Raw genomic sequence first — 20,725 nt, 5'->3', positions numbered from 1 at the left:
ATTCGCGATAGGCCGTGAAACGGCCTGGGACCACGGGCCGCCGGCGGCCCTTCGCGAATGAATTCGCTCCTACAGGCGATCACCCGCCGTCATCTTGAAGATGCCCTGGGCGTTGCTGCTGTCGAAGTTCAGGTCCAGGCGCGCTTCGTCGGGATCGATATCGCGCTGGATGAACTCGACGAAGGAACCGGGCACTTCGCGCTGCACGGCGCGTCCGCCGGCATCGACGAAGTCGCGTTGCACCTGCACCGCACGGTAGGCGGTCTGCATCACCCGGCCCGAGGCCGAGACCTCGATGCTGGCCTTCATCGGCCGGCCCTTGGCGTTCTGCTCGTCCACCACCGCCTGCAGGTCGGCGACCCGATCGGTGAGGTGGTTGAACATATTGCCCTCGGTGGAAATCCAGGCCATCTCCACGCTTTCCTCGCGCAGCAGTTCGTAGTCCTGCTCGTGCACCACGCCGTGCTGACGGTCGAAGGCACGGTAGAGCGCCGGCAGCAGGTGCCGGGCTTCGGCGAAGCTGCACTGGCGCTGGCGCCAGAGCGTGTCGAGCACGGTCTTGTGGCTGGCGTCCAGCGGGTCGCGGCTGTCGCCCACCACGCGGGTCACGGCGAGCTGGAAGCTCTCGCTGAACCGGCCCGGATGCAGCTCCGAAACGAAGAACTGGGCGATGTCCTCGGGAAGGTCCATCTGCCGGTAGGCGTAGCCGGTCATCTTCAGCCGGGTCAGCGGATAGGTGCGCACGTCGGCGAAGCCCAGGGGTTCCAGCAGGCGGGCGAACGCCTGGCGGCCACGGGGCAGGGCGCCGTTGTCCGGCCAGTCGACGGTGCGGATCGCGCCGTGGTCGAACACCACATGGCGGCCCTTGGCGCGCTGTTCTTCCACGTAGGTACGGCCGATGGGGACCGCCTCCACCAGTTTGTGGAACAGGCAGAGGTTCAGCGCCTCGGCCAGCCAGGCGCGATGCACGGCGGTTTCGCTGAAGGGGAATGCGGACAGGCCAGCGGGGACTTCCACGTGGGCTTCGACCCAGCGGGCAGCGGGTTCACCGATCACGCTGGCGACCAGGGTAAACAGGCGTTCGTTGGTGGACATGGAGCGATTCCGGGCTGAAGGAAAGATGAGCCTATCCAAGCAGCCCGGCGGCGGCGGGGCAAACGAAAAAATCCGGCGGGTTCATTCCGTTTTTTCCTGAAATACGAGGGGCCAGGATTCCTTGTGGGAGCGAATTCATTCGCGATGCGAACCAACGGACCACTCCGTGGCCCTTCGCGAATGAATTCGCTCCTACAGACAAGCAGTCCGCATTGATCCTGTCAGGGCAGTTCTCGATCCAACTGCTCCAGCATCCAGCGCACGAAGTCCTTCACCTTCGGCACTTCCGCCGCGTGCTCGGGGTAGGCCAGGTAATAGGCATTGCGGCTGGGCAGGGGATGGTCCCAGGGGATCACCAGCTTGCCTTCGGCCAGTTCCTCTTCCACCAGGAAACGCGGCAGCAGGGCCACGCCGCAGCCGGCCTGGGCGGCGCGGATGCACATGTAGGACGTGTCGAAGCGCGGCCCGTGGTAGCTGTGCTCGGTGTGCCGGTCCTGGCTCTGGAACCACTCGTGCCAGGCTTCGGGGCGGGTGGCGTTCTGCAGCAGCACCAGGTCGGTGAGCTGGGTGGGCTCGGTGAAGGGCTTCTCGGGCATCGCGCTGGGCGCGCAGACCGGTACCACTTCCTCGCTGAACAGGCGGATGCACTCGGCGCCGGGCAGAGCGCCGTGGCCGAAGTAGAAGGCTACGTCACTGCGGCCCTGAACCAGGGCGTTCGGCTCCAGCTCGTTGCGCAGGTCCAGGTGGATGTTCGGATGGCGCAGGCGCCAGCCCTTCAGGCGCGGAATGAGCCAGCGCGCGCCGAAGGTCGGCGGCGTGGCAACCCGCAGCACTTCGGTATCGCCGCCGTAGGACAGCATGTAGTGGGTGGACATCTCTACCTGGGCGAGGATCTTGCGCACCTCAGTCAGGTACAGCGAGCCGGCCGGGGTCAGTTGCAGGCGCCGGCGCACACGGCGGAACAGCAGGTGCTGGAGCAACTCCTCCAGCTGCGCCACCTGCTTGCTCACCGCGCTCTGGGTCAGGCTCAGCTCCTCGGACGCACGGGTGAAACTGAGGTGCCGGGCCACTGCCTCGAAACATTGCAGGGCGGTGATCGAGGGCATGTGGCGTTTGAGCATCGGGGTTTCTCGTGGCGGGCAGGATCATGAATTAACGGAATGATATGTGTCGGAAAGGTCGTTTGTTGGCAAGCCCTTTTCGCAGCTATTACTGGTGCCATTCAGATTCAGGGCCGGACCGGTAGGAGCGAGCTTGCTCGCGAAGCCTTCGCCAGCAAGCTGGCTCCTACAGGGATCGCGCCACCAACTCGTTGAGACAGGAGTTCCCCATGGTTGCCGCACTGCTTGACCGCCTCGGTGTCGATTCATCCCTCTACCAGCAAGGCGATCACGCCGTTCATTCGCCCATCGACGGCAGCCGCATCGGCACCGTCCGCCTGGAGAGCCGCGCCGAAGTCGAAGCGAAGATCGCCCGTGCCGCGGAGGCCTTCCAGGCCTGGCGCAAGGTGCCGGCGCCGCGTCGCGGCGAGCTGATCCGCCAGTACGGCGAAGTGCTGCGCCAGTACAAGGCCGAGCTGGGCGAACTGGTCTCCTGGGAGGCCGGCAAGATCACCCAGGAAGGCCTGGGTGAAGTGCAGGAAATGATCGACATCTGCGACTTCGCCGTCGGCCTGTCGCGGCAGCTCTACGGCCTGACCATCGCCTCCGAGCGTCCCGGCCACCACATGCGCGAGACCTGGCACCCGCTGGGCGTGGTCGGTGTGATCAGCGCCTTCAACTTCCCGGTCGCCGTCTGGTCCTGGAACGCCGCGCTGGCGCTGGTCTGCGGTAACCCGGTGGTGTGGAAACCCTCGGAGAAGACCCCGCTCACCGCCCTGGCCTGCCAGGCGCTGTTCGAGCGCGTAGCGAAGAATTTCAGTGAGGCCCCCGCCCACCTCAGCCAGGTGGTGATCGGCGCCCGCGAAGCTGGCGAAGCCCTGGTGGACGACCCGCGCGTGGCCCTGGTCAGCGCCACCGGCAGCACCCGCATGGGCCGCGAAGTGGCGCCCCGCGTGGCGGCCCGTTTCGCCCGCAGCGTGCTGGAACTGGGTGGCAACAACGCCATGATCCTCGCTCCCAGCGCCGACCTCGATCTGGCGGTGCGCGCAATTCTCTTCAGCGCTGTCGGAACCGCCGGCCAGCGTTGCACCACCCTGCGCCGGCTGATCGCCCACGAGTCGGTGAAGGCCGAGATCGTCGAGCGCCTGAAGGCTGCGTATTCCCGAGTGCGCATCGGCCATCCGCTGGAAGGCAACCTGATCGGCCCGCTGATCGACAAGCAGAGCTTCGACGGCATGCAGCGCGCCCTGGAGCAGGCGCGTGCCGAAGGCGGCCAGGTATTCGGCGGTGAACGCCAGCTCGAAGGGCAGTTCCCGAATGCCTACTACGTATCCCCGGCCATCGTCGAAATGCCCGGCCAGAGCGCGGTGGTCTGCCACGAAACCTTCGCCCCGATTCTCTATGTGATCGGCTACAGCGACTTCGCAGACGCCGTCGCCCTCAACAACGCCGTGCCCCAGGGCCTGTCGTCCTGCGTGTTCACCACCGATGTGCGTGAAGCCGAGCTGTTCCAGTCGGCGGTGGGCAGCGACTGCGGCATCGCCAACGTCAACATTGGCCCGAGCGGCGCGGAAATCGGTGGCGCCTTCGGTGGCGAGAAGGAAACCGGTGGCGGCCGCGAATCCGGCTCGGACTCCTGGAAGGCCTACATGCGCCGTCAGACCAATACCGTGAACTACTCCCACGAACTGCCGCTGGCCCAGGGCATCACCTTCGATTAAGGATTGCACTCCATGACCCTGCGCCAGGAATGCCTCTGGGAATATCTGACGCCACAACTGCCGGAAGGCCCTGTGCTGCACGGCGAGGTCAAGGCCGATGTCTGCGTGATCGGGGCCGGTTTCACCGGCCTCTCCGCCGCGTTGCATCTTCTGGAGGCGGGCAAGCGTGTCTGCCTGCTGGAGGCTCACACCGCCGGTCATGGCGGTTCCGGGCGCAACGTCGGACTGGTCAATGCCGGCATGTGGATTCCGCCGGATGAGATCGAAGCCGGCCTCGGCAAAACCGTTGGCGAGCGCCTCAATCGCACCCTGGGGGCCGCGCCATCACTGGTGTTTTCCCTGGTGGACCGCTACGACATCGACTGCCAGCTGCGCCGCGAAGGCACCCTGCACATGGCCCATAACGCCCGTGGCCAGGCCGACCTCGCCAGCCGTTGCGCGCAGTGGCAGCGCCGTGGTGCGCCGGTTGAACTGCTGACCGGCAACGCCTGCCGCGAAGCCACCGGCACCGACAAGATCGCCGCCGCGCTGCTCGACCGCCGCGCCGGCACCCTCAACCCCATGGGCTACACCCGTGGCCTGGCCCGCGCGGTGAAGTACCTCGGCGGCCAGCTCTTCGAACATTCGCCCGTACTGCGTCTGGAGCGTCAAGGCGCCAACTGGTGCGTGCACGGCGAACACGGCGTGGCCATCGCCCCGCAGGTGGTGATCGCCTCCAACGCCTACACCGAAGGCGAGTGGACCGAACTGCGCCGCCACTTCTTCCCCGGTTTCTATTACCAGGTGGCCTCCACGCCGCTTTCGGGCGAGGCCGCCGCGCGCATCCTGCCGGGCGGGCAAGGTTCCTGGGATACCCGCCAGGTGCTCAGCAGCATCCGCCGCGATGCCGCCGGCCGCCTGCTGCTCGGCAGCCTGGGCAACGGCTCGCGCAAGCCGGCCTGGTTCCTGCGCGCCTGGGCCGACCGTATCCAGCGCCACTACTTCCCGTATCTGGGCAAGGTGGATTGGGAATTCACCTGGACCGGTTGCATCGATTTCACTCCCGACCACCTGATGCGGCTCTACGAGCCGGCGCCCGGCCTGCTCGCCTTCACCGGCTACAACGGCCGTGGCGTGACCACCGGCAGCGTGGTGGGCAAGGCCTTCGCCGATTACCTTCTGAGCGGTGACGAAACAGTGTTGCCGATGCCCTTCCAGCCCATGCGTGCGGTGTCTGCGGTGGGGCTCAGGAGTTCGCTCTACGAAGCGGGTTTTTCGCTCTATCACGCAGGTCAGTGCCTGCGCGTGGTGATCTAGCAGGAAGGGAAGATTGGAGTGGGGTGGACCACGCTTCACCGGTCCACCATGGGCGGTCTCGAACGGTGGAAATGAAAAGCGATTTCCACCCTACGGAAAGTCTGGGCTGGTCATTGGGGACGTGATGAAAGTCGCAAAAAAGTTGCACTGCACCGCTATGAGGCGCAGGGTTGTTTCTTGCAGGATTGGGGAGTCCAGAGCGGGGCAGTAACAGTGCGGAGTGGGAATATTCGCGCACCAGCGATGTGCAAATGAGTACCGCGAGTCTATTGTTACCGCACGTGCTGGCACCTTGATGCTGTGCGGCTTCCAGGCCTGTCCCAGGTTTTCTTGAAGCGATTTGGAAGTTACTGATTTTAAAGAATAAAAATAAGAAACCTAGGAGGTGGGAAAAGCCTTTCAGGGCGCGGAGCAACTACAAGAATTAATGGCACGCCACTTGCTGAACACGAGCGCTAACCCTAAAAACCTCAGGAGCAAAACTCCATGTCGCAGAAGATTTTCAGAAAAGGCTTTCTGGCTCTGGCGGTTACCACCGCACTGGGCGTTTCTTCCGTAGTACAGGCTGATGTAGTCATTGGCGTAGCCGGGCCGCACACCGGCGCGAACGCCTCCTTTGGGGAACAATACTGGCGCGGCGCCTCCCAGGCCGCCGAAGACCTCAACGCCGCCGGTGGTATCAACGGCGAGAAGATCAAACTGGTGAAAGCTGACGACGCCTGCGAGCCGAAACAGGCCGTGGCCGTTGCCAACCGTCTCGTCGACCAGGACAAGGCCATCGCCGTTGTCGGTCACTTCTGCTCCTCCTCCACCATCCCTGCTTCCGAGGTCTATGACGAGGCGGGCATCATCGCCATGACCCCCGGCTCCACCAACCCGGCAGTGACCGAGCGCGGCCTGTCCGGCATGTTCCGTATGTGCGGCCGTGACGACCAGCAAGGCATCGTGGCTGGTGACTACATCGTCGACGTGCTGAAGGCCACCAAAGTCGCCATCATCCACGACAAGGACACCTACGGTCAGGGCCTGGCCGATGCCACCAAGGCGGAACTGGCCAAGCGCGGCGTGAAGGAAGTCCTGTACGAAGGCCTGACCCGTGGCGAGAAAGACTTCAACGCCCTGGTCACCAAGATTCGCGCCTCCGGTGCCGAAGTCGTCTACTTCGGTGGCCTGCACCCGGAAGCCGGCCCGCTGGTTCGCCAAATGCGTGAGCAGGGCCTGACCGCCAAGTTCCTTTCCGGCGACGGCATCGTCACCGACGAACTGGTCACCACCGCTGGCGGCCCGCAGTACACCAAGGGTGTGCTGATGACCTTCGGCGCCGACCCGCGCAAGATCGCTGACGGCAAGGCCGTGATCGAGAAATTCCGCGCCGGCGGCTTCGAGCCGGAAGGCTACACCCTGTACGCCTACGCAACCCTGCAAGCCCTGGCTGCCGGCTTCAATGGCGCAGGCTCCAACGATCCGGCCAAGGCTTCCGAATGGCTGAAGAGCCATCCGGTGCAGACCGTGATGGGCAAGAAGGAATGGGATGCCAAGGGCGACCTGAAAGTCTCCGACTATGTAATTTACGAGTGGGACGACAAGGGTAAGTACGCCCAGCAGTAAAAGCCGGCGGGATCGCTTCTTCGATCCTGACTGGACATAGCTCGGCTGACCGGCCACATGCCACCCGCATCTGGCCGGTCGGTGTATTCCGGGAAACTGCTGAAGTCCTTTTCTGCTTGAGCCGGGCGGGGAACCGCTCGATTTGACATGGTTTTTCAGTGGTGCCCGTCTGATTCCACTCGCGGGAGCTGGCCGAACCCAAGGCCGGACCCCCAAAAGACGAGACAGAGTGATGGACGGTATTATCCTGCAACAGCTGATCAACGGGCTGACCCTCGGGTCTGTCTACGGTCTGATCGCCATCGGCTACACCATGGTTTACGGCATCATCGGCATGATCAACTTCGCCCACGGCGAGGTGTACATGATCTCCGCCTACATCGCCGCGATCACCCTGGCCATCCTGGCCTTCTTCGGACTTGAATCCTTCCCGCTGCTGATCCTCGGCACCCTGCTGTTCACCATTGCGGTGACTGGCGTGTACGGCTTCGTGATCGAGCGCATCGCCTACAAGCCGCTGCGCAACTCGACTCGCCTGGCGCCCCTGATCTCCGCCATCGGCATGTCGCTGATCCTGCAGAACTACGTGCAGCTCAGCCAGGGTGCCCGCCAGCAAGGCGTGCCCACCCTGCTCGACGGCGCGCTGAAGTTCCACATCGGTGATGGCTTCGTGCAGCTCACCTACACCAAGGTGTTCATCCTGGTGGCGGCCTTCATCGGTATGGGGGTGCTGACCTACATCATCCAGCGCACCAAGCTCGGCCGTATGTGCCGCGCCACCCAGCAGGACCGCAAGATGGCGTCGATCCTCGGTATCAACACCGACCGGGTCATCTCCTACGTGTTCGTCATCGGCGCTGCCATGGCCGCCCTGGCCGGCGTGCTGATCACCATGAACTACGGCACCTTCGACTTCTACGCAGGCTTCATCATCGGCATCAAGGCGTTCACCGCCGCGGTGCTCGGCGGCATCGGCTCGCTGCCCGGCGCCATGCTCGGCGGCATCATCCTCGGGATCGCCGAAGCGCAGTTCTCCGGCATGGTCAACACCGACTACAAGGACGTGTTCAGCTTCTCGCTGCTGGTACTGATCCTGATCTTCCGTCCCCAGGGCCTGCTGGGCCGTCCGCACGTCGCCAAGGTGTAAATCATGACTTCTGCCATTGCCAGGAAACCCCTGGATATCAAGAAGAGCCTGATCGACGCCGTTATCGCCGGTCTGCTCGCCCTCATCGTCTTCGGGCCCATCATGGGCGTGGTGCTCGATGGCTACAGCTTCAACCTGGAGTTCAAGCGCGTCGGCGTGATGATGGCCGTGGTCATGCTCGGCCGCTTCTTCCTCAGCCTCTACCTGCAGACCCCGCGCGGCGAAGTGCTGATGCAGCGCTTCGAGACCACCGGCTCCGGTGTGCACGTGCGTGATCCCGACTACAAGAGCCGGCTGCGCTGGATCCTGCCGCTGCTGATCGTCGCCGCGGTGATCTTCCCGTTCTTCGCCAGCAAGTACCTGCTCACCGTGGTCATCCTCGGCCTGATCTACGTGCTGCTGGGCCTGGGCCTGAACATCGTGGTCGGCCTCGCCGGCCTGCTCGACCTCGGCTACGTGGCCTTCTACGCCATCGGTGCCTATGGCCTGGCGCTGGGCTACGACCACCTGGGCCTCGGCTTCTGGGCCGCCTTGCCACTGTCCGCGCTCACCGCAGCGCTGGCCGGTGCGCTGCTGGGCTTCCCGGTGCTGCGCATGCACGGTGACTACCTGGCCATCGTGACCCTGGGCTTCGGCGAGATCATCCGCCTGATCCTCAACAACTGGCTGAGCTTCACCGGCGGCCCCAACGGCATGTCGGTACCGTCGCCGACCTTCTTCGGCCTGGAGTTCGGTCGCCGGGCGAAGGATGGCGGGGTGCCCATCCACGAGTACTTCGGCTTCGCCTACAACCCCAACCTGAAGTTCCTGTTCATCTACGTGGTGCTCTTCCTGGTGGTGCTGCTGGTGCTCTACATCAAGCACCGCCTGACCCGCATGCCGGTCGGCCGCGCCTGGGAAGCGCTGCGCGAAGATGAAATCGCCTGCCGCGCCATGGGCCTGAACCATGTGCTGGTTAAGCTCTCGGCCTTCATGCTGGGCGCCTCCACTGCAGGGCTCGCCGGGGTGTTCTTCGCCAGCTACCAGGGCTTCGTGAACCCCTCGTCCTTCACCTTCTTCGAGTCGGCGCTGATCCTCGCCATCGTCGTGCTCGGGGGCATGGGTTCCACCGTCGGGGTGGTGATCGCCGCCTTCGTCCTCACCGTCGCGCCGGAGCTGCTTCGCACCTTCGCCGACTACCGTGTGCTGCTGTTCGGCGTGCTCATGGTGGTGATGATGATCTGGCGACCGCGCGGGCTGATCCGTATCAGCCGTGTCGGCTTCACCCCGCGTAAAGGAGTAGCCCCATGAGCGACCAAAACATCCTCAGCGTCGAGCACCTGATGATGCACTTCGGTGGCATCAAGGCGCTCAACGACGTCAGCCTGAAGATCAAGCGCGGCTCGATCTCCGCGCTGATCGGCCCCAACGGCGCTGGCAAGACCACCGTGTTCAACTGCCTGACCGGCTTCTACAAGGCCACCGGCGGACGCATCCACCTCAATACCCGTGGCGCGACCACGGACATCATCAAGGTGCTGGGCGAACCCTTCCAGCCCACCGACTTCGTCAACCCGGCGCAGTTCGCCAGCCGCCTGCACTACAAGATGTTCGGCGGCACCCACCTGGTGAACCGCGCGGGCCTCGCGCGCACCTTCCAGAACATCCGCCTGTTCCGGGAAATGTCGGTGGTGGAGAACCTGCTGGTGGCCCAGCACATGTGGGTCAACCGCAACCTGCTGGCCGGCGTGTTCAACACCCCGGGCTTCCGCAAGGCCGAGGACGACGCGCTGAATCACGCCTTCTACTGGCTGGAAGTGGTGGACCTGGTGGACTGCGCCAACCGCCTGGCCGGCGAACTCTCCTACGGCCAGCAGCGCCGCCTGGAGATCGCCCGCGCCATGTGCACCCGGCCGCAGCTGATCTGCCTCGACGAACCCGCCGCCGGCCTCAACCCGGCCGAGACCGAAGCGCTCAGCCGGATCATCCGCAAGCTGCGCGACGAACACGACCAGACGGTACTGCTGATCGAACACGACATGGGCATGGTGATGAGCATTTCCGACCACATCGTGGTGCTGGACCACGGCGAAGTGATTGCCGAGGGCACCCCCCACGATATCCGCCACGATCCCAAGGTGATCGCCGCGTACCTCGGCGCCGAAGAGGAGGAAGTGGCATGAGTGCACCCCTCCTGGAGTTCAAGGATGTCGACGTCTTCTACGGCCCGATCCAGGCACTGAAGAAGGTCAGCCTGCACATCAACGAAGGCGAGACGGTGAGCCTGATCGGCGCCAACGGCGCGGGCAAGTCCACCCTGCTGATGTCCATCTTCGGCCAGCCGCGCGCGGCGGGCGGCGCCATCGTCTACGGCGGTACCGACATCACCCACAGGTCGGCGCACTATGTCGCGTCCAACGGCGTCGCCCAGTCGCCGGAAGGACGCCGGGTGTTTCCTGACATGAGCGTGGAAGAGAACCTGCTGATGGGCACCATTCCCGTCGGCATGGACCATGCGGACGAAGACATGCAACGCATGTTCGACCTCTTCCCGCGTCTGAAGGAACGGCGAAACCAGCGCGCCATGACCATGTCCGGCGGCGAGCAGCAGATGCTCGCCATCGCCCGCGCGTTGATGAGCCGGCCCAAGCTGCTGCTGCTCGACGAGCCTTCCCTGGGCCTGGCGCCCATCGTGGTCAAGCAGATCTTCCAGACCCTCAAGGAACTGGCCCAGACCGGCATGACCATCTTCCTCGTGGAGCAGAACGCCAACCACGCGCTCAAGCTCTCCGACCGGGCCTATGTGATGGTCACCGGGGAAATCCGCATGAGCGGCACGGGCGAGGAACTGCTGGGCAACCAGGAAGTCCGCAACGCCTACCTCGGCGGTCACTGACCCGCCGCCTCCAACCTTTCCCTGAGCGTCTCCCCTCTCCCTTCAGGGAGAGGGGCCGGGGGAGAGGGATGTTTGCTAAGCCCAGATTCACCAGGGAGTCCACAATGCAAACCCTGCGCTTCTTCACCAACGCCGATGTCGCCGCGGCGTTGTCTTATCCACAACTGATCGAAGCCCTGCGCCACGGCCTGGCCAACCCGGCAGAGGCGCCGGTGCGCGCCTGCCATGCCCTGCCGCAGGACGCCACGCTGCTCTGCATGCCGGTCTGGCAGACAGGGCAGGGTGTGGGGGTGAAACTGGTCACCGTATTCCCCCACAACGGCGAGAAGGGCCTGCCCTCGGTCGCCGCGTTGTTCACCCTGTTCGACGACGCCACCGGCAAGCCACTGGCGGTGCTGGAGGCTTCCGAACTCACCGCCCGGCGCACCGCTTGCACCTCGGCCCTGGCCGCCAGCGCACTGGTGCGCCACGACGCCAGTCGCCTGCTGGTGGTGGGCACCGGCACCCTGGCCGCGCACATGGTCCGCGCCCATTGCGTGGTGCGCCAGTACGAGCGTGTGGATATCTGGGGACGCCACCCGGAGAAGGCCGCCGAACTGGTGCGCACGCTGGCCGCCGAGGGCTACCCCGTGCACGTGGCGCCCGACCTGCAGACCTGCGCCCAGCAGGCCGATTGCATCAGCTGCGTCACCACCTCCACCTCACCGCTGATCCTTGGTGACTGGCTGCGGCCGGGGACCCACCTCGACCTGGTGGGCGCCTTCCTGCCCAGCATGCGGGAGACCGACAGCGCCGCCGTGGCCCGCTCGCGCATCGTGGTCGACACCCGCGCCGGTGCACTGGAGGAGGCCGGCGACCTGCTCTTCGCCATCGCCGAGGGCGCCATCACCGAGCAGAGCATCCACTTCGAACTGGCCGACCTGCTGCATGGCCGTGGCCATCGTCAGACCAACAGCGAGATCACCCTGTTCAAGTCAGTGGGCTATGCCCTGGAAGACCTGATTGCGGCGCAGGTGCTGTTGTCCCAGGCCGCGTAGGTAGCGCTCCTTGTGGGGGCGATTTCAATCGCCAAGGGCCGCGCAGCGGCCCCGTTATGGCAGCCTTGTGGACTTGCGGTAGCCCCTGGAAGGGGGCGAATCCACCACGGAGCACAACGCCGACCTCTTTAGCCCGGACTGGCCCGTAGGGTGCGCTGTGCGCACCGACTTCAGGACCAGCTTCGACGCCAGGTCAGACCGCCGGTGCGCATGGCGCCCCCTACCCGATCGACCTCATCCTGCTAGCCCGAGCATTAGAATCGTCACAGGCAACGCCCGTGACTCAGGACGTGGTTTCCCACGTTCAAATGAATTCGCTCCCACGAGGATTTAGAACTCCTCCTCGTCCGCAGCCTCGGGCAACTTGGCCGCCAGCACCTCCACCCGCTCGATCTGTGGCGGCGTGCTGAACAGGTCCCCGGCGCGCTCCATCAGGGCGGCGGCCACCTGGCCGGCCATATGGGCCTGCAACCCACGTTCACTGTCGAAGGCATCGAAAATGCCGAAACTCTGGGGGCCCATGCGCAAGGCGAACCAGGCCGTGGTTTCGGGCTCTGCCTGCACCAGCGGCAGGCCGCCACGGAGGAATTCCTCCACTTCGGCGACTTTCCCCGGCCTGGCTTCCAGGCGTACCAGCAAGGCGACTTTGACCATGGCCCGATCTCCTCTGTGGTTAGCCAGGGAAGTCTAGGTCCGTGAACAGGTGGGGCGGTCCCGCCCGTCCGATAGGGATATCCACAGACAGCCCTCGCGGGGCTAGAGCCTGCACCAGGGCTCTGCTCACAATCTCTGTGAAGCACCTTGTGGATAACTTGGTGATACCTGCCCGGATCGCCCGGTTTACGCTGTGCCCAGGAGTGCGTTCAAAATTTGATCATCTTCGGTTTCTCCCACGTAAACAGTGGGCTATACGACCGGCCGAGCGTTTGCACGGTTACCCGGACTTGTCCCCGGCAACTGTGCGAAAAGCTGTGGATAAACTTGGGAGTAATCGCTGCGGTGCAGTTGCGGCGCGGGCTGTATGGTGCTGGCGATTTTTTCGCCAGGAGCTCGCACCTGTGGATGGCGTAACCTATGCCGGTCTATTCGCAACGGGCCCGTGCCCCAGAGCAAGGAGAACAGCATGACTTCCACCGTATTCATCACCGGCGCCACCTCGGGTTTCGGCGAAGCCTGCGCCCGGCGCTTCGCCCAGGCCGGCTGGTCGCTGGTGCTGACGGGCCGCCGCGCCGCGCGTTTGCAGGCACTCAAGGATGAGCTCTCGGCCCAGACCGACGTGCTCACCCTGGAGCTGGATGTGCGTGACCGCAAGGCCATGGAAGCCGCCATCGCCGGCCTGCCGGCCGGGTACGAGAAGATTCGTGGCCTGATCAACAACGCCGGCCTGGCGCTCGGCGCCGACCCTGCGCCCAAGTGCGACCTGGATGACTGGGACACCATGGTCGACACCAACGTCAAAGGCCTGATGTACAGCACCCGCCTGCTGCTGCCGCGCCTGATCGCCCACGGCCGTGGTGCGAGCATCGTCAACCTGGGGTCGGTGGCGGGCAACTGGCCCTATCCGGGCAGTCACGTGTATGGCGCCACCAAGGCCTTCGTCGGGCAGTTTTCCCTGAGCCTGCGCAACGACCTGGTGGGCACTGGCGTGCGTGTTTCCAACATCGAGCCAGGGCTGTGCGAGAGCGAGTTCTCCCTGGTGCGCTTCGGCGGTGACCAGGCCAAGTACGAAGCCACCTACGCCGGCGCCGAAGCCATCCAGCCGGAAGACATCGCCGAAACCATCTTCTGGATCATGAACCAGCCGGCTCACATCAACATCAACAGCCTGGAGCTGATGCCGGTGAGCCAGACCTGGGCCGGTTTCGCCGTCAATCGTTCGGTGAAGTGATGGCGCGCAGTCCTTTCCCGGAGTCCTGTCGATGAGCAAGCCGGGCCAGCGCGTGCTGGCGGAACTGCGCAAGATGATCGCCTCCGGCGAACTGGCGGCAGGGGAGCGCATTGTCGAGATCCCCACTGCCGAGCGCCTGCAGGTGTCCCGCATGCCGGTGCGCATGGCATTGCGGGAGCTGGAGCAGGAGGGGCTTCTGATCAAGTCCGGCGGCCGGGGCTACACGGTGCGCGAGGTCACAGCCGAAGACATCGCCGGGGCGGTGGAGGTGCGCGGCGTGCTGGAGGGCCTGGCGGCACGCCAGGCCGCCGAGCGTGGCATCGACGAAGCCACGCGCCAGGTGCTGCAAGGCTGCCTGGACGAGGGCGACCAGTTGTTCGAGAAAGGCCATGTCCTGCTCGAGGAGCTGGAGACTTACCACAGCCTGAATATGCGCTTCCATCGGGCGATCATCGACGCCAGCGGCAACCGCGCCATCGCCGAGGCGCTGGCTCGCAACGACCACCTGCCGTTCGCCTCGGTGAGTTCCCTGGCGGTGGACCGCAATGATCTGGCCCGCGAGTTCCGCCGCTTCAACTTCGCCCACATGCAGCACCACGCCGTGTTCGATGCCCTGGTCAGTGGCCAGGGCGCGCGGGCCGAGGCGCTCATGCGCGAGCATGCCAACGCCACTCTGCGCTACGCCGAGTACTTCCTGCCCCAGCGCCAGGGCGTGACCCTGTTGCAGAAGGGCTGAGGGCCTAGAGGTCGAGTACCAGGCGCGGACTCCTGGCTCGCGAGCAGCAAGGCGTGAACTGGTCGTTGGCGGCCTGCTCCTCCTCGGTGAGGAACAGGTCGCGGTGCTCCGGCACGCCCTCCAGCACCCGAGTCAGGCAGGTGCCGCAGATGCCCTGCTCGCAGGCCACCGGCACCTCCACGCCGACCTTGCGCAGGGCCTCCACCACATTCTCCCCGGCTTCGACCCGCAGCACCTGACCGCTGCTGGCCAGCTGCACCTCGAATGCATCGGCCGCGCCCTGCGGCGCCGCCTCGGCACTGAAGTATTCGCGGTGCAGGCGGGCCTCTGCCCAGCCAAGTTCGCGAGCGCTATCCAGCACGTGCTGCATGAACCCGGCGGGGCCGCAGGTGTACAGCCGGGTATCACCCGGCTGGTCGGCCAGCAGGCGACTGATATCCAGGCGGCCCCGCGCTCCGTCGTCGAAGTGCAGCTGCACCCGTCCAGCGAAGGGGCTTCCTTCGAGGCGCTCGACGAAGGCTGCGTGTTCTTCCGAGCGGGCGCAGTAGTGCAACTGGAAGTCGGCCCCGCTCGATGCCAGGTGTTCGGCCATGCACAGCAGGGGCGTGATACCGATACCGCCGGCCATCAGCAGGCTGCGTCCACCACCTTCTGCCAGGGGGAACAGGTTGCGCGGCGTGCCGATGCGCAGTGCCTGGCCGGGGCGTAGCTGGTGTACCGCTTCGGAACCTCCGCGAGAGTCGCTGCTGCGCAGTACGGCGATCTGGTACCGATGGTTTTCCCCGGGGTGGTTGCATAGCGAGTACTGGCGCACCAGCCCGTTCGGCAGGTGCAGGTCGATGTGCGCACCGGCGCTGAAAGCCGGCAACGGGCCGTGGTCTGCGCGGGCAAGTTCCAGGCTGAGGATGTCCCGGGCTTCCGGGCGGATGGCGGTAATGACGACGTCGAGCACGGCGAGGGTCTCAATGGGGCGGCCCGGGGGCCAGCAATGGAAGGGCGGGTCAGGCGCTGGCGATCAGGGCGCTGGCGCCCGGCCGTTCGGCTTCCACCAGGCGCTCGAGGATGCGCCGGGCCTGGACGCCGCCGGCATCGATATTGAGCTTGAGCAGGTTGCGCTGGGGATGGCGCAGCAGGTTCTGCTGCTGCTGTTCGAGCATCTCCAGGTCCTCGGCGAAGATCTTGCCCTGGCCTTCGCGAATGGTGTCAGTGAGGGCCTGGTCGTCGGGTTTGAAGTTGCGCGCCATGCCCCAGAAGTACCAGATGGAGGTGTCGCTCTCGGGGGTGATGAAGTCCACCACTATGCTGGAGGCCTTGTGCTGCGCCGGGGCGTGGTAGCCGCCATGGCCGGCGTGGGCCACGCCGACTTCGATCAGTACGTGGCTCGGCGGCGTGAATCGGCAGATCTGCCAGCGGTCCACCGCCACGTCGTCGGCCAGGCCGTTGCCGCGCAGGGCCATGCGCCAGAAGGGCGGGGCCATGACGCCTTCCATGTGGCGCTCGGTGATCACTTCCTCGCCGTCGACGCGGGTGCTGGGGGCGGCCTCGTCGATCTCCTTCTGGCCGATGCTGGAGGCGTGGACGTAGGTCTCGTGGGTCAGGTCCATCAGGTTGTCGATCATCAGGCGGTAGTCGCAGCCGATGTGGTAGAGGCCGCCGCCGTAGGCCCAGGCCGGGTTCTCGGCCCATTCCAGATGATGGATCAGCGCCGGGTCGGCCTGCTCGGCATCTCCCGGCCAGACCCAGATGAAGCCATAGCGTTCCACCACCGGGAAGCTGCGGATCGCCGGGAAGCCGCGTACGCGCTGACCGGGCATGGATTCGGTGCGGCCTTCGCAGCCCATGGCCAGGCCGTGGTAGCCGCAGATCAGCCGGCCGTCCTCGACGAAGCCCAGGGAAAGGGGCGCGCCACGGTGCGGGCAGAAGTCTTCCAGGGCGGCTACCCGGCCTTCGTTGGCGCGGTAGAAGACCATTTTCTCGCCGCAGATCTGACGGCCCAGGGGTTTGCCCTCGATCTCGTCGGGCGTGCAGGCCACGTACCAGGCGTTCTTCGGAAACATGGGGCAGATCCTCATCATGTCTTGTGGTTGTTATTGGATCCAATGATTCGAGTCAGACCTGCCCCGTGTCAACCCGGCAGGCTGAGAAAATGGTTAAAAAATAATCTGTTCGATCAGCGAACACCGAATTCGGATGGGCTGATTTATCGGTGAGAGCCGCAGATCTGCTGGTGTGTGGAACATTTCTCCGATCACCTGAATCATTTCACCCCAATCGACGTTGATCGGTTTTTGGATCCAATAATCTTGCAATTGCCCGAAAAGGCGGCGAGGGTGGCGGGGCTCGAAAAACAACAACAAGGGATCCAACCATGAAGGATTTCACCGTGCCCCGGAGCTTCGTCCTCCTGCCTGCAAACCTGCTATCGACGGCCCGCCGGCCGGGGGTGGTGGCATGAGCCGCGACCCCAAAGACGTCATCGACAACGGACCGATGCAGCGCTTCCAGTGGCTGGCCATCGGTATCTGCATCGTGCTGAACATGATCGATGGCTTCGACGTGCTGGTGATGGCGTTCACCTCGGCGTCGGTCTCTGCCGAATGGGGCCTTGGCGGCGCCCAGGTGGGCCTGTTGCTCAGCTCCGGGCTCTTCGGCATGGCTGCCGGTTCGCTGTTCATCGCTCCCTGGGCCGACCGTTTCGGGCGCCGGCCGCTGATCCTCTTCTGCTTGCTCCTGTCCGCCGTCGGCATGTTGCTCTCGGCGCTGAGCCAGAGTCCGCTCCAACTCGCCCTTTTGCGCGGCCTCACAGGCCTCGGCGTCGGCGGCATCCTGGCCAGCAGTAACGTGGTCGCCGCCGAATACGCCTCGCGGCGCTGGCGTGGCTTGGCGGTCAGCCTGCAATCCACTGGCTATGCCCTGGGTGCCACCTTCGGCGGCATGCTCGCGGTCTGGCTGATTGGCCACTGGGGCTGGCGCTCGGTGTTCTTCGCCGGCGGCCTGGCGACCCTGGCGGTGATCCCTTTGGTGCTGCTGTGGCTGCCGGAGTCGCTGGACTTTCTCATCGAGCGGCGGCCGCGCGACGCCCTGGCCAGGGTCAACGCGCTGTGCCGGCGCCTGGGGCTGGAGCCACTGGAGGCGCTGCCGCCGGCAGTGCCCCGGACGGCAGCCGAGATCGGCGTTCGTGGACTGTTCGCGCCCAGCGTGCGGCACACCACCTTCCTGATCTGGGCGACCTTCTTCCTGGTGATGTTCGGTTTCTACTTCATCATGAGCTGGACACCGAAGCTGCTGGTGGCGGCGGGGCTCTCGGCGCAGCAGGGGATTACCGGCGGCGTGCTGTTGAGCGTCGGCGGCATCTTCGGCGCCGCATTGCTGGGCGGCCTGTCGGCACGCTTCCGCCTGGCCGGGGTACTCGGTGCCTTCATGCTGGTCACCGCCTCCCTGCTGGTGGCTTTCGTCTTCGGTGCCACTTCCCTGGCCACCGCCCTCGGCCTCGGGTTGTTCATCGGCCTGTTCGCCAACGGCTGCGTGGCGGGCCTCTATGCCCTGTCCCCCACCGTCTACGATGCTTCGCTGCGCGCCACCGGCGTGGGCTGGGGCATCGGCATCGGCCGCTTCGGCGCCATCCTCTCGCCCACCGTGGCCGGTGTCCTGCTCGACGCCCATTGGCAGCCGTTGCACCTCTACGGCCTGTTCGCCGTGGTGTTCGTGGCCGCCGCCCTGGTGCTGCTCGGGCTGCGTCGCAGCCAATCCCCGGCTGTCCTGGCCGCCACCAGCGCCTGACCTTCCATCGCCCACCCCAGGCGCTTCCCAACGGAAGCGTCCGGGGGCGGTCGTCCCCAAGAAACGGAGAACAAGAACAATGATTCATCGTTCCGCGATGCCCCTTGCCCTTGCCTGCGCGGCACTGCTCCCGGCCATGCCGGTCCTCGGCGAGGAAAGCGGCTTCCTTGACGGCGCCCGCACCGACCTGCTGCTGCGCAACTATGCCTTCAATCGCGACTTCCGCAGCCACGACGCGGGCAAGAGCGTGATCAACGAGTGGGCCCAGGGTTTCATCCTGAAGTTCACCTCGGGCTACACGCCGGGTGTGGTTGGCGTCGGTCTCGACGCTATTGGCCTGCTCGGCGTGCGTCTGGACAGCTCGCCGGAACACAGTGGTTCGGAGCTGCTGCCGGTGCACGACGATGGCCATGCGGCCCGCGACTACGGGCGCGCCGGCGCGGCGCTGAAGCTGCGGCTGTCGGCCAGCGAGCTGAAGGTGGGCGAGATGCTGCCCGACGTTCCGGTGCTGCGTTACGACGATGGCCGCCTTCTGCCGCAGACCTTCCAGGGAGCGGCCATGACCTCCCGCGAGATCAACGGGCTGGGTCTCTACGCGGGGCACTTCCGGGAGGTGAGCCTGCGCCATTCGGCGAACATGCAGAAGCTCTCGTCCTGGTCGGCTCCCGGCGCGGAGTCGGACGGATTCAGTTATGCCGGCGCCGAGTACCGGTTCAATGCGGACCGCACCCTGGCCGGCGCTTGGCATGCGCAGTTGGACGACATATACCGGCAGAGCTACCTGAACCTGGTGCACAAGCAGGTGCTGGGCGGCTGGACCCTCGGCGCCAACCTGGGGCTGTTCATGGACCGTGACGAAGGACGCGCCCTGGCCGGCGAGATCGACAGTCACACCGGCTTCGCCCTGCTTTCCGCCGGCCGTGCCGGACACACCCTGTGGGTCGGCGTGCAGAAGGTTGGTGGCACGGGTGGCTGGCAGTCGGTGTATGGCGCAAGCGGGCGGACCATAGGCAACGACATGTACAACGGCAACTTCACCAATGCCGACGAGCGCTCCTGGCAATTGCGCCACGACTACGACTTCGCCGCCCTCGGTGTTCCCGGGCTTGGCAGCATGATCCGCTACGGTCGCGGTAGCAACGCCACCACCCGTTTCGGCAGCGGCGGCAAGGAATGGGAGCGCGACCTAGAGCTGAACTACACAGTGCAGGGCGGACCGCTGAAGTACCTCAACCTGCGTGTGAACCACGCCAGCAACCGGCGCAGCTTCGGGCCGGACTTCGACCAGACCCGGCTGATCATCAACTACCCCATCAGCCTCTAGGCCGGGGCTACTGCTCGCTCAGCGACGTGATGCGGGTTGAGCGCCCGAGCAGTTGCAGGGCGCGATCCGGGTAATCGGTGATCAGGCCATTCGCCCCCATGTCCAGCAGGTGGCGCATGGCCGGTTGCTCGTTGATGGTCCACATCTGGACCGCCAGGCCGCGTTGCAGGGCAGTCTTCATCAGGCTGTCGGTGGCCACCTGCAGGCCGCCGCTGCTCTCGGGAATCTGCAGGGCCTGGTAGGACGGGCTGACCAGGCTGCCCAGGCCGACCCAGTTCAGCGCCACCAGCAGGCGCACCGAAGTTGGGCCGGCTGAAGTGGCGACGCCCGGGCAGACTTCGCGGAAGCGCTTCAGGCTGCGCTCGTAGAAACTTCCCACCAGCACCCGTTCACGCTGCTCGTGCTCATCCAGCAGGGTGCACAGCTGCTCTTCCATACCTACGTCGGGCACCTTGATCTCGACAACCTTGGCCTGTTCCGGGAAGTGCTTCAGCACTTCCTCGAACGTGGGGATGCGAATGCCCTGGCCACGATAGGGATGGCTCTCGCCGCCATCGGCGCTCCAGCGGTAGCCGGCATCCAGGGCCTGTGCCTCGGCAAGGGTCAGGTCGGCCACCTTGCCGTCGCCATTGGTGGTGCGATCCACCCGTGCGTCGTGCAGCACCACCAACTGGCCGTCGCGGGTGCGGCGCACGTCCATTTCCAGCATATCCACCTTGAGAGCGGCGGCGCGTTCGAAGGCGAACAGGGTGTTCTCAGGCCACAGACCGCGTCCGCCGCGATGGGCGATGACCAGGGGCTGGTCGCCGAAGCCGGCGAGCACGCCGGGCCGTTCCGCCGGGCTGCTGGTCAGGGCCAGCGCGAGCAGGCCGGCTACGACGAGGAAGAGGGGAGCGAGAAAGAATCGGGCGAAGCGCTTCATGTTGTTCTTATCCGTAAGACGTGGGCGGGCGTGCCGAATCAAACGCGGGGACTATGACAAAGACGTGACGGTGAGGCGAGGGGGAGGTGTGCGGGTTGGGATGGGGAGCGCGTTGCGAGATCTATCGCGAATGAATTCGCTCCCACAAGGGTGCACGCACCTCACCTGTGGGAGCGAATTCATTCGCGAATCGTTC

18 protein-coding genes are annotated in these 20,725 nt (G+C 65.3%); 12 read left to right on the top strand and 6 right to left on the bottom strand.

All coding sequences use genetic code 11. The features are described from left to right. Positions 1–69 precede the first annotated feature (69 nt). Both E8E91_RS28125 and E8E91_RS28120 read right to left on the bottom strand, forming a co-directional pair. Positions 70–1,095: a DUF1338 domain-containing protein gene (locus E8E91_RS28125; protein ID WP_280380484.1), complete on the bottom strand. Its 1,026-nt coding sequence runs from the start codon at positions 1,093–1,095 to the stop codon at positions 70–72. Positions 1,096–1,316: 221 nt separating this feature from the next. Beyond that, positions 1,317–2,216, bottom strand: a complete 900-nt coding sequence (locus tag E8E91_RS28120) for a LysR family transcriptional regulator (RefSeq protein ID WP_280380482.1) — start codon at positions 2,214–2,216, stop codon at positions 1,317–1,319. A gap of 209 nt (positions 2,217–2,425) precedes the next feature. Here E8E91_RS28120 and E8E91_RS28115 point away from each other — a divergent pair, with 209 nt between their 5' ends. The 8 genes from E8E91_RS28115 (at position 2,426) to E8E91_RS28080 (ending at position 11,879) form a co-directional block, all read left to right on the top strand. Continuing rightward, the gene (locus tag E8E91_RS28115; protein ID WP_280380480.1) at positions 2,426–3,916 is read left to right on the top strand and encodes an aldehyde dehydrogenase family protein; all 1,491 of its coding nucleotides are present in this window, start codon (positions 2,426–2,428) and stop codon (positions 3,914–3,916) included. Between the two features lie 12 nt (positions 3,917–3,928). Continuing rightward, positions 3,929–5,212, top strand: a complete 1,284-nt coding sequence (locus tag E8E91_RS28110; RefSeq protein ID WP_280380478.1) for an FAD-binding oxidoreductase — start codon at positions 3,929–3,931, stop codon at positions 5,210–5,212. A 486-nt stretch (positions 5,213–5,698) separates the two neighbouring features. Further along, a complete protein-coding gene (locus E8E91_RS28105; RefSeq protein ID WP_280380477.1) occupies positions 5,699–6,820 on the top strand; it encodes a branched-chain amino acid ABC transporter substrate-binding protein in 1,122 nt (373 codons plus the stop codon). A 232-nt stretch (positions 6,821–7,052) separates the two neighbouring features. Further along, positions 7,053–7,967, top strand: a complete 915-nt coding sequence (locus E8E91_RS28100) for a branched-chain amino acid ABC transporter permease LivH (RefSeq protein ID WP_190831501.1) — start codon at positions 7,053–7,055, stop codon at positions 7,965–7,967. A 3-nt stretch (positions 7,968–7,970) separates the two neighbouring features. Then, a complete protein-coding gene (gene livM, locus E8E91_RS28095; protein WP_280380475.1) occupies positions 7,971–9,257 on the top strand; it encodes a high-affinity branched-chain amino acid ABC transporter permease LivM in 1,287 nt (428 codons plus the stop codon). Continuing rightward, positions 9,254–10,129 (top strand): ATP-binding cassette domain-containing protein, encoded by an 876-nt coding sequence (locus tag E8E91_RS28090; RefSeq protein ID WP_280380473.1) that lies wholly within the window; start codon positions 9,254–9,256, stop codon positions 10,127–10,129. The genes livM and E8E91_RS28090 overlap by 4 nt, the downstream gene beginning before the upstream one ends. Further along, on the top strand, positions 10,126–10,842 hold the full coding sequence (locus tag E8E91_RS28085; RefSeq protein ID WP_280380471.1) for an ABC transporter ATP-binding protein: 717 nt from the start codon (positions 10,126–10,128) through the stop codon (positions 10,840–10,842). Before E8E91_RS28090 ends, E8E91_RS28085 begins: the two co-directional genes overlap by 4 nt. Positions 10,843–10,946: 104 nt before the next feature. Next, a complete protein-coding gene (locus E8E91_RS28080) occupies positions 10,947–11,879 on the top strand; it encodes an ornithine cyclodeaminase family protein (RefSeq protein WP_280380469.1) in 933 nt (310 codons plus the stop codon). Positions 11,880–12,209: 330 nt separating this feature from the next. Here E8E91_RS28080 and E8E91_RS28075 read toward each other — a convergent pair whose 3' ends face one another. After that, entirely contained in the window at positions 12,210–12,533 is a 324-nt protein-coding gene (locus tag E8E91_RS28075; protein WP_280380468.1) for an antibiotic biosynthesis monooxygenase, read from the bottom strand. 469 nt (positions 12,534–13,002) lie between these two features. Between E8E91_RS28075 and E8E91_RS28070 the strand changes: the two genes are divergently transcribed. Further along, entirely contained in the window at positions 13,003–13,767 is a 765-nt protein-coding gene (locus E8E91_RS28070; RefSeq protein WP_280380466.1) for an SDR family oxidoreductase, read from the top strand. A 31-nt stretch (positions 13,768–13,798) separates the two neighbouring features. Beyond that, positions 13,799–14,503, top strand: coding sequence for a GntR family transcriptional regulator (locus E8E91_RS28065; protein WP_280380463.1), 705 nt, complete (start codon positions 13,799–13,801; stop codon positions 14,501–14,503). A 4-nt stretch (positions 14,504–14,507) separates the two neighbouring features. Here the strand turns inward: E8E91_RS28065 and E8E91_RS28060 are convergent, their stop codons facing one another. Then, positions 14,508–15,455 (bottom strand): PDR/VanB family oxidoreductase, encoded by a 948-nt coding sequence (locus E8E91_RS28060; RefSeq protein ID WP_280380462.1) that lies wholly within the window; start codon positions 15,453–15,455, stop codon positions 14,508–14,510. A 49-nt stretch (positions 15,456–15,504) separates the two neighbouring features. Then, positions 15,505–16,560, bottom strand: a complete 1,056-nt coding sequence (locus tag E8E91_RS28055; protein ID WP_280380460.1) for an aromatic ring-hydroxylating dioxygenase subunit alpha — start codon at positions 16,558–16,560, stop codon at positions 15,505–15,507. A gap of 394 nt (positions 16,561–16,954) precedes the next feature. On the opposite strand from E8E91_RS28055, the gene E8E91_RS28050 reads away from it, so the two are divergent. Together E8E91_RS28050 and E8E91_RS28045 are read left to right on the top strand one after the other, a co-directional pair. Next, entirely contained in the window at positions 16,955–18,283 is a 1,329-nt protein-coding gene (locus E8E91_RS28050) for an MFS transporter (protein ID WP_280380459.1), read from the top strand. A gap of 97 nt (positions 18,284–18,380) precedes the next feature. Further along, complete coding sequence (locus E8E91_RS28045; RefSeq protein ID WP_280380755.1) at positions 18,381–19,607, top strand: OprD family porin; 1,227 nt, start codon at positions 18,381–18,383, stop codon at positions 19,605–19,607. A gap of 7 nt (positions 19,608–19,614) precedes the next feature. On the opposite strand, the gene E8E91_RS28040 is transcribed toward E8E91_RS28045, so the two are convergent. Beyond that, positions 19,615–20,529 carry a glycerophosphodiester phosphodiesterase gene (locus tag E8E91_RS28040; RefSeq protein WP_280380457.1) on the bottom strand — a complete coding sequence of 305 codons (915 nt, stop codon included), beginning with the start codon at positions 20,527–20,529 and terminating at the stop codon, positions 19,615–19,617. Positions 20,530–20,725 lie beyond the last annotated feature (196 nt).

It is taken from the genome of Pseudomonas sp. BN515 (assembly GCF_029873155.1).
GTDB lineage: Bacteria > Pseudomonadota > Gammaproteobacteria > Pseudomonadales > Pseudomonadaceae > Metapseudomonas.
This window is presented reverse-complemented; position numbering and strand designations above follow the sequence as displayed.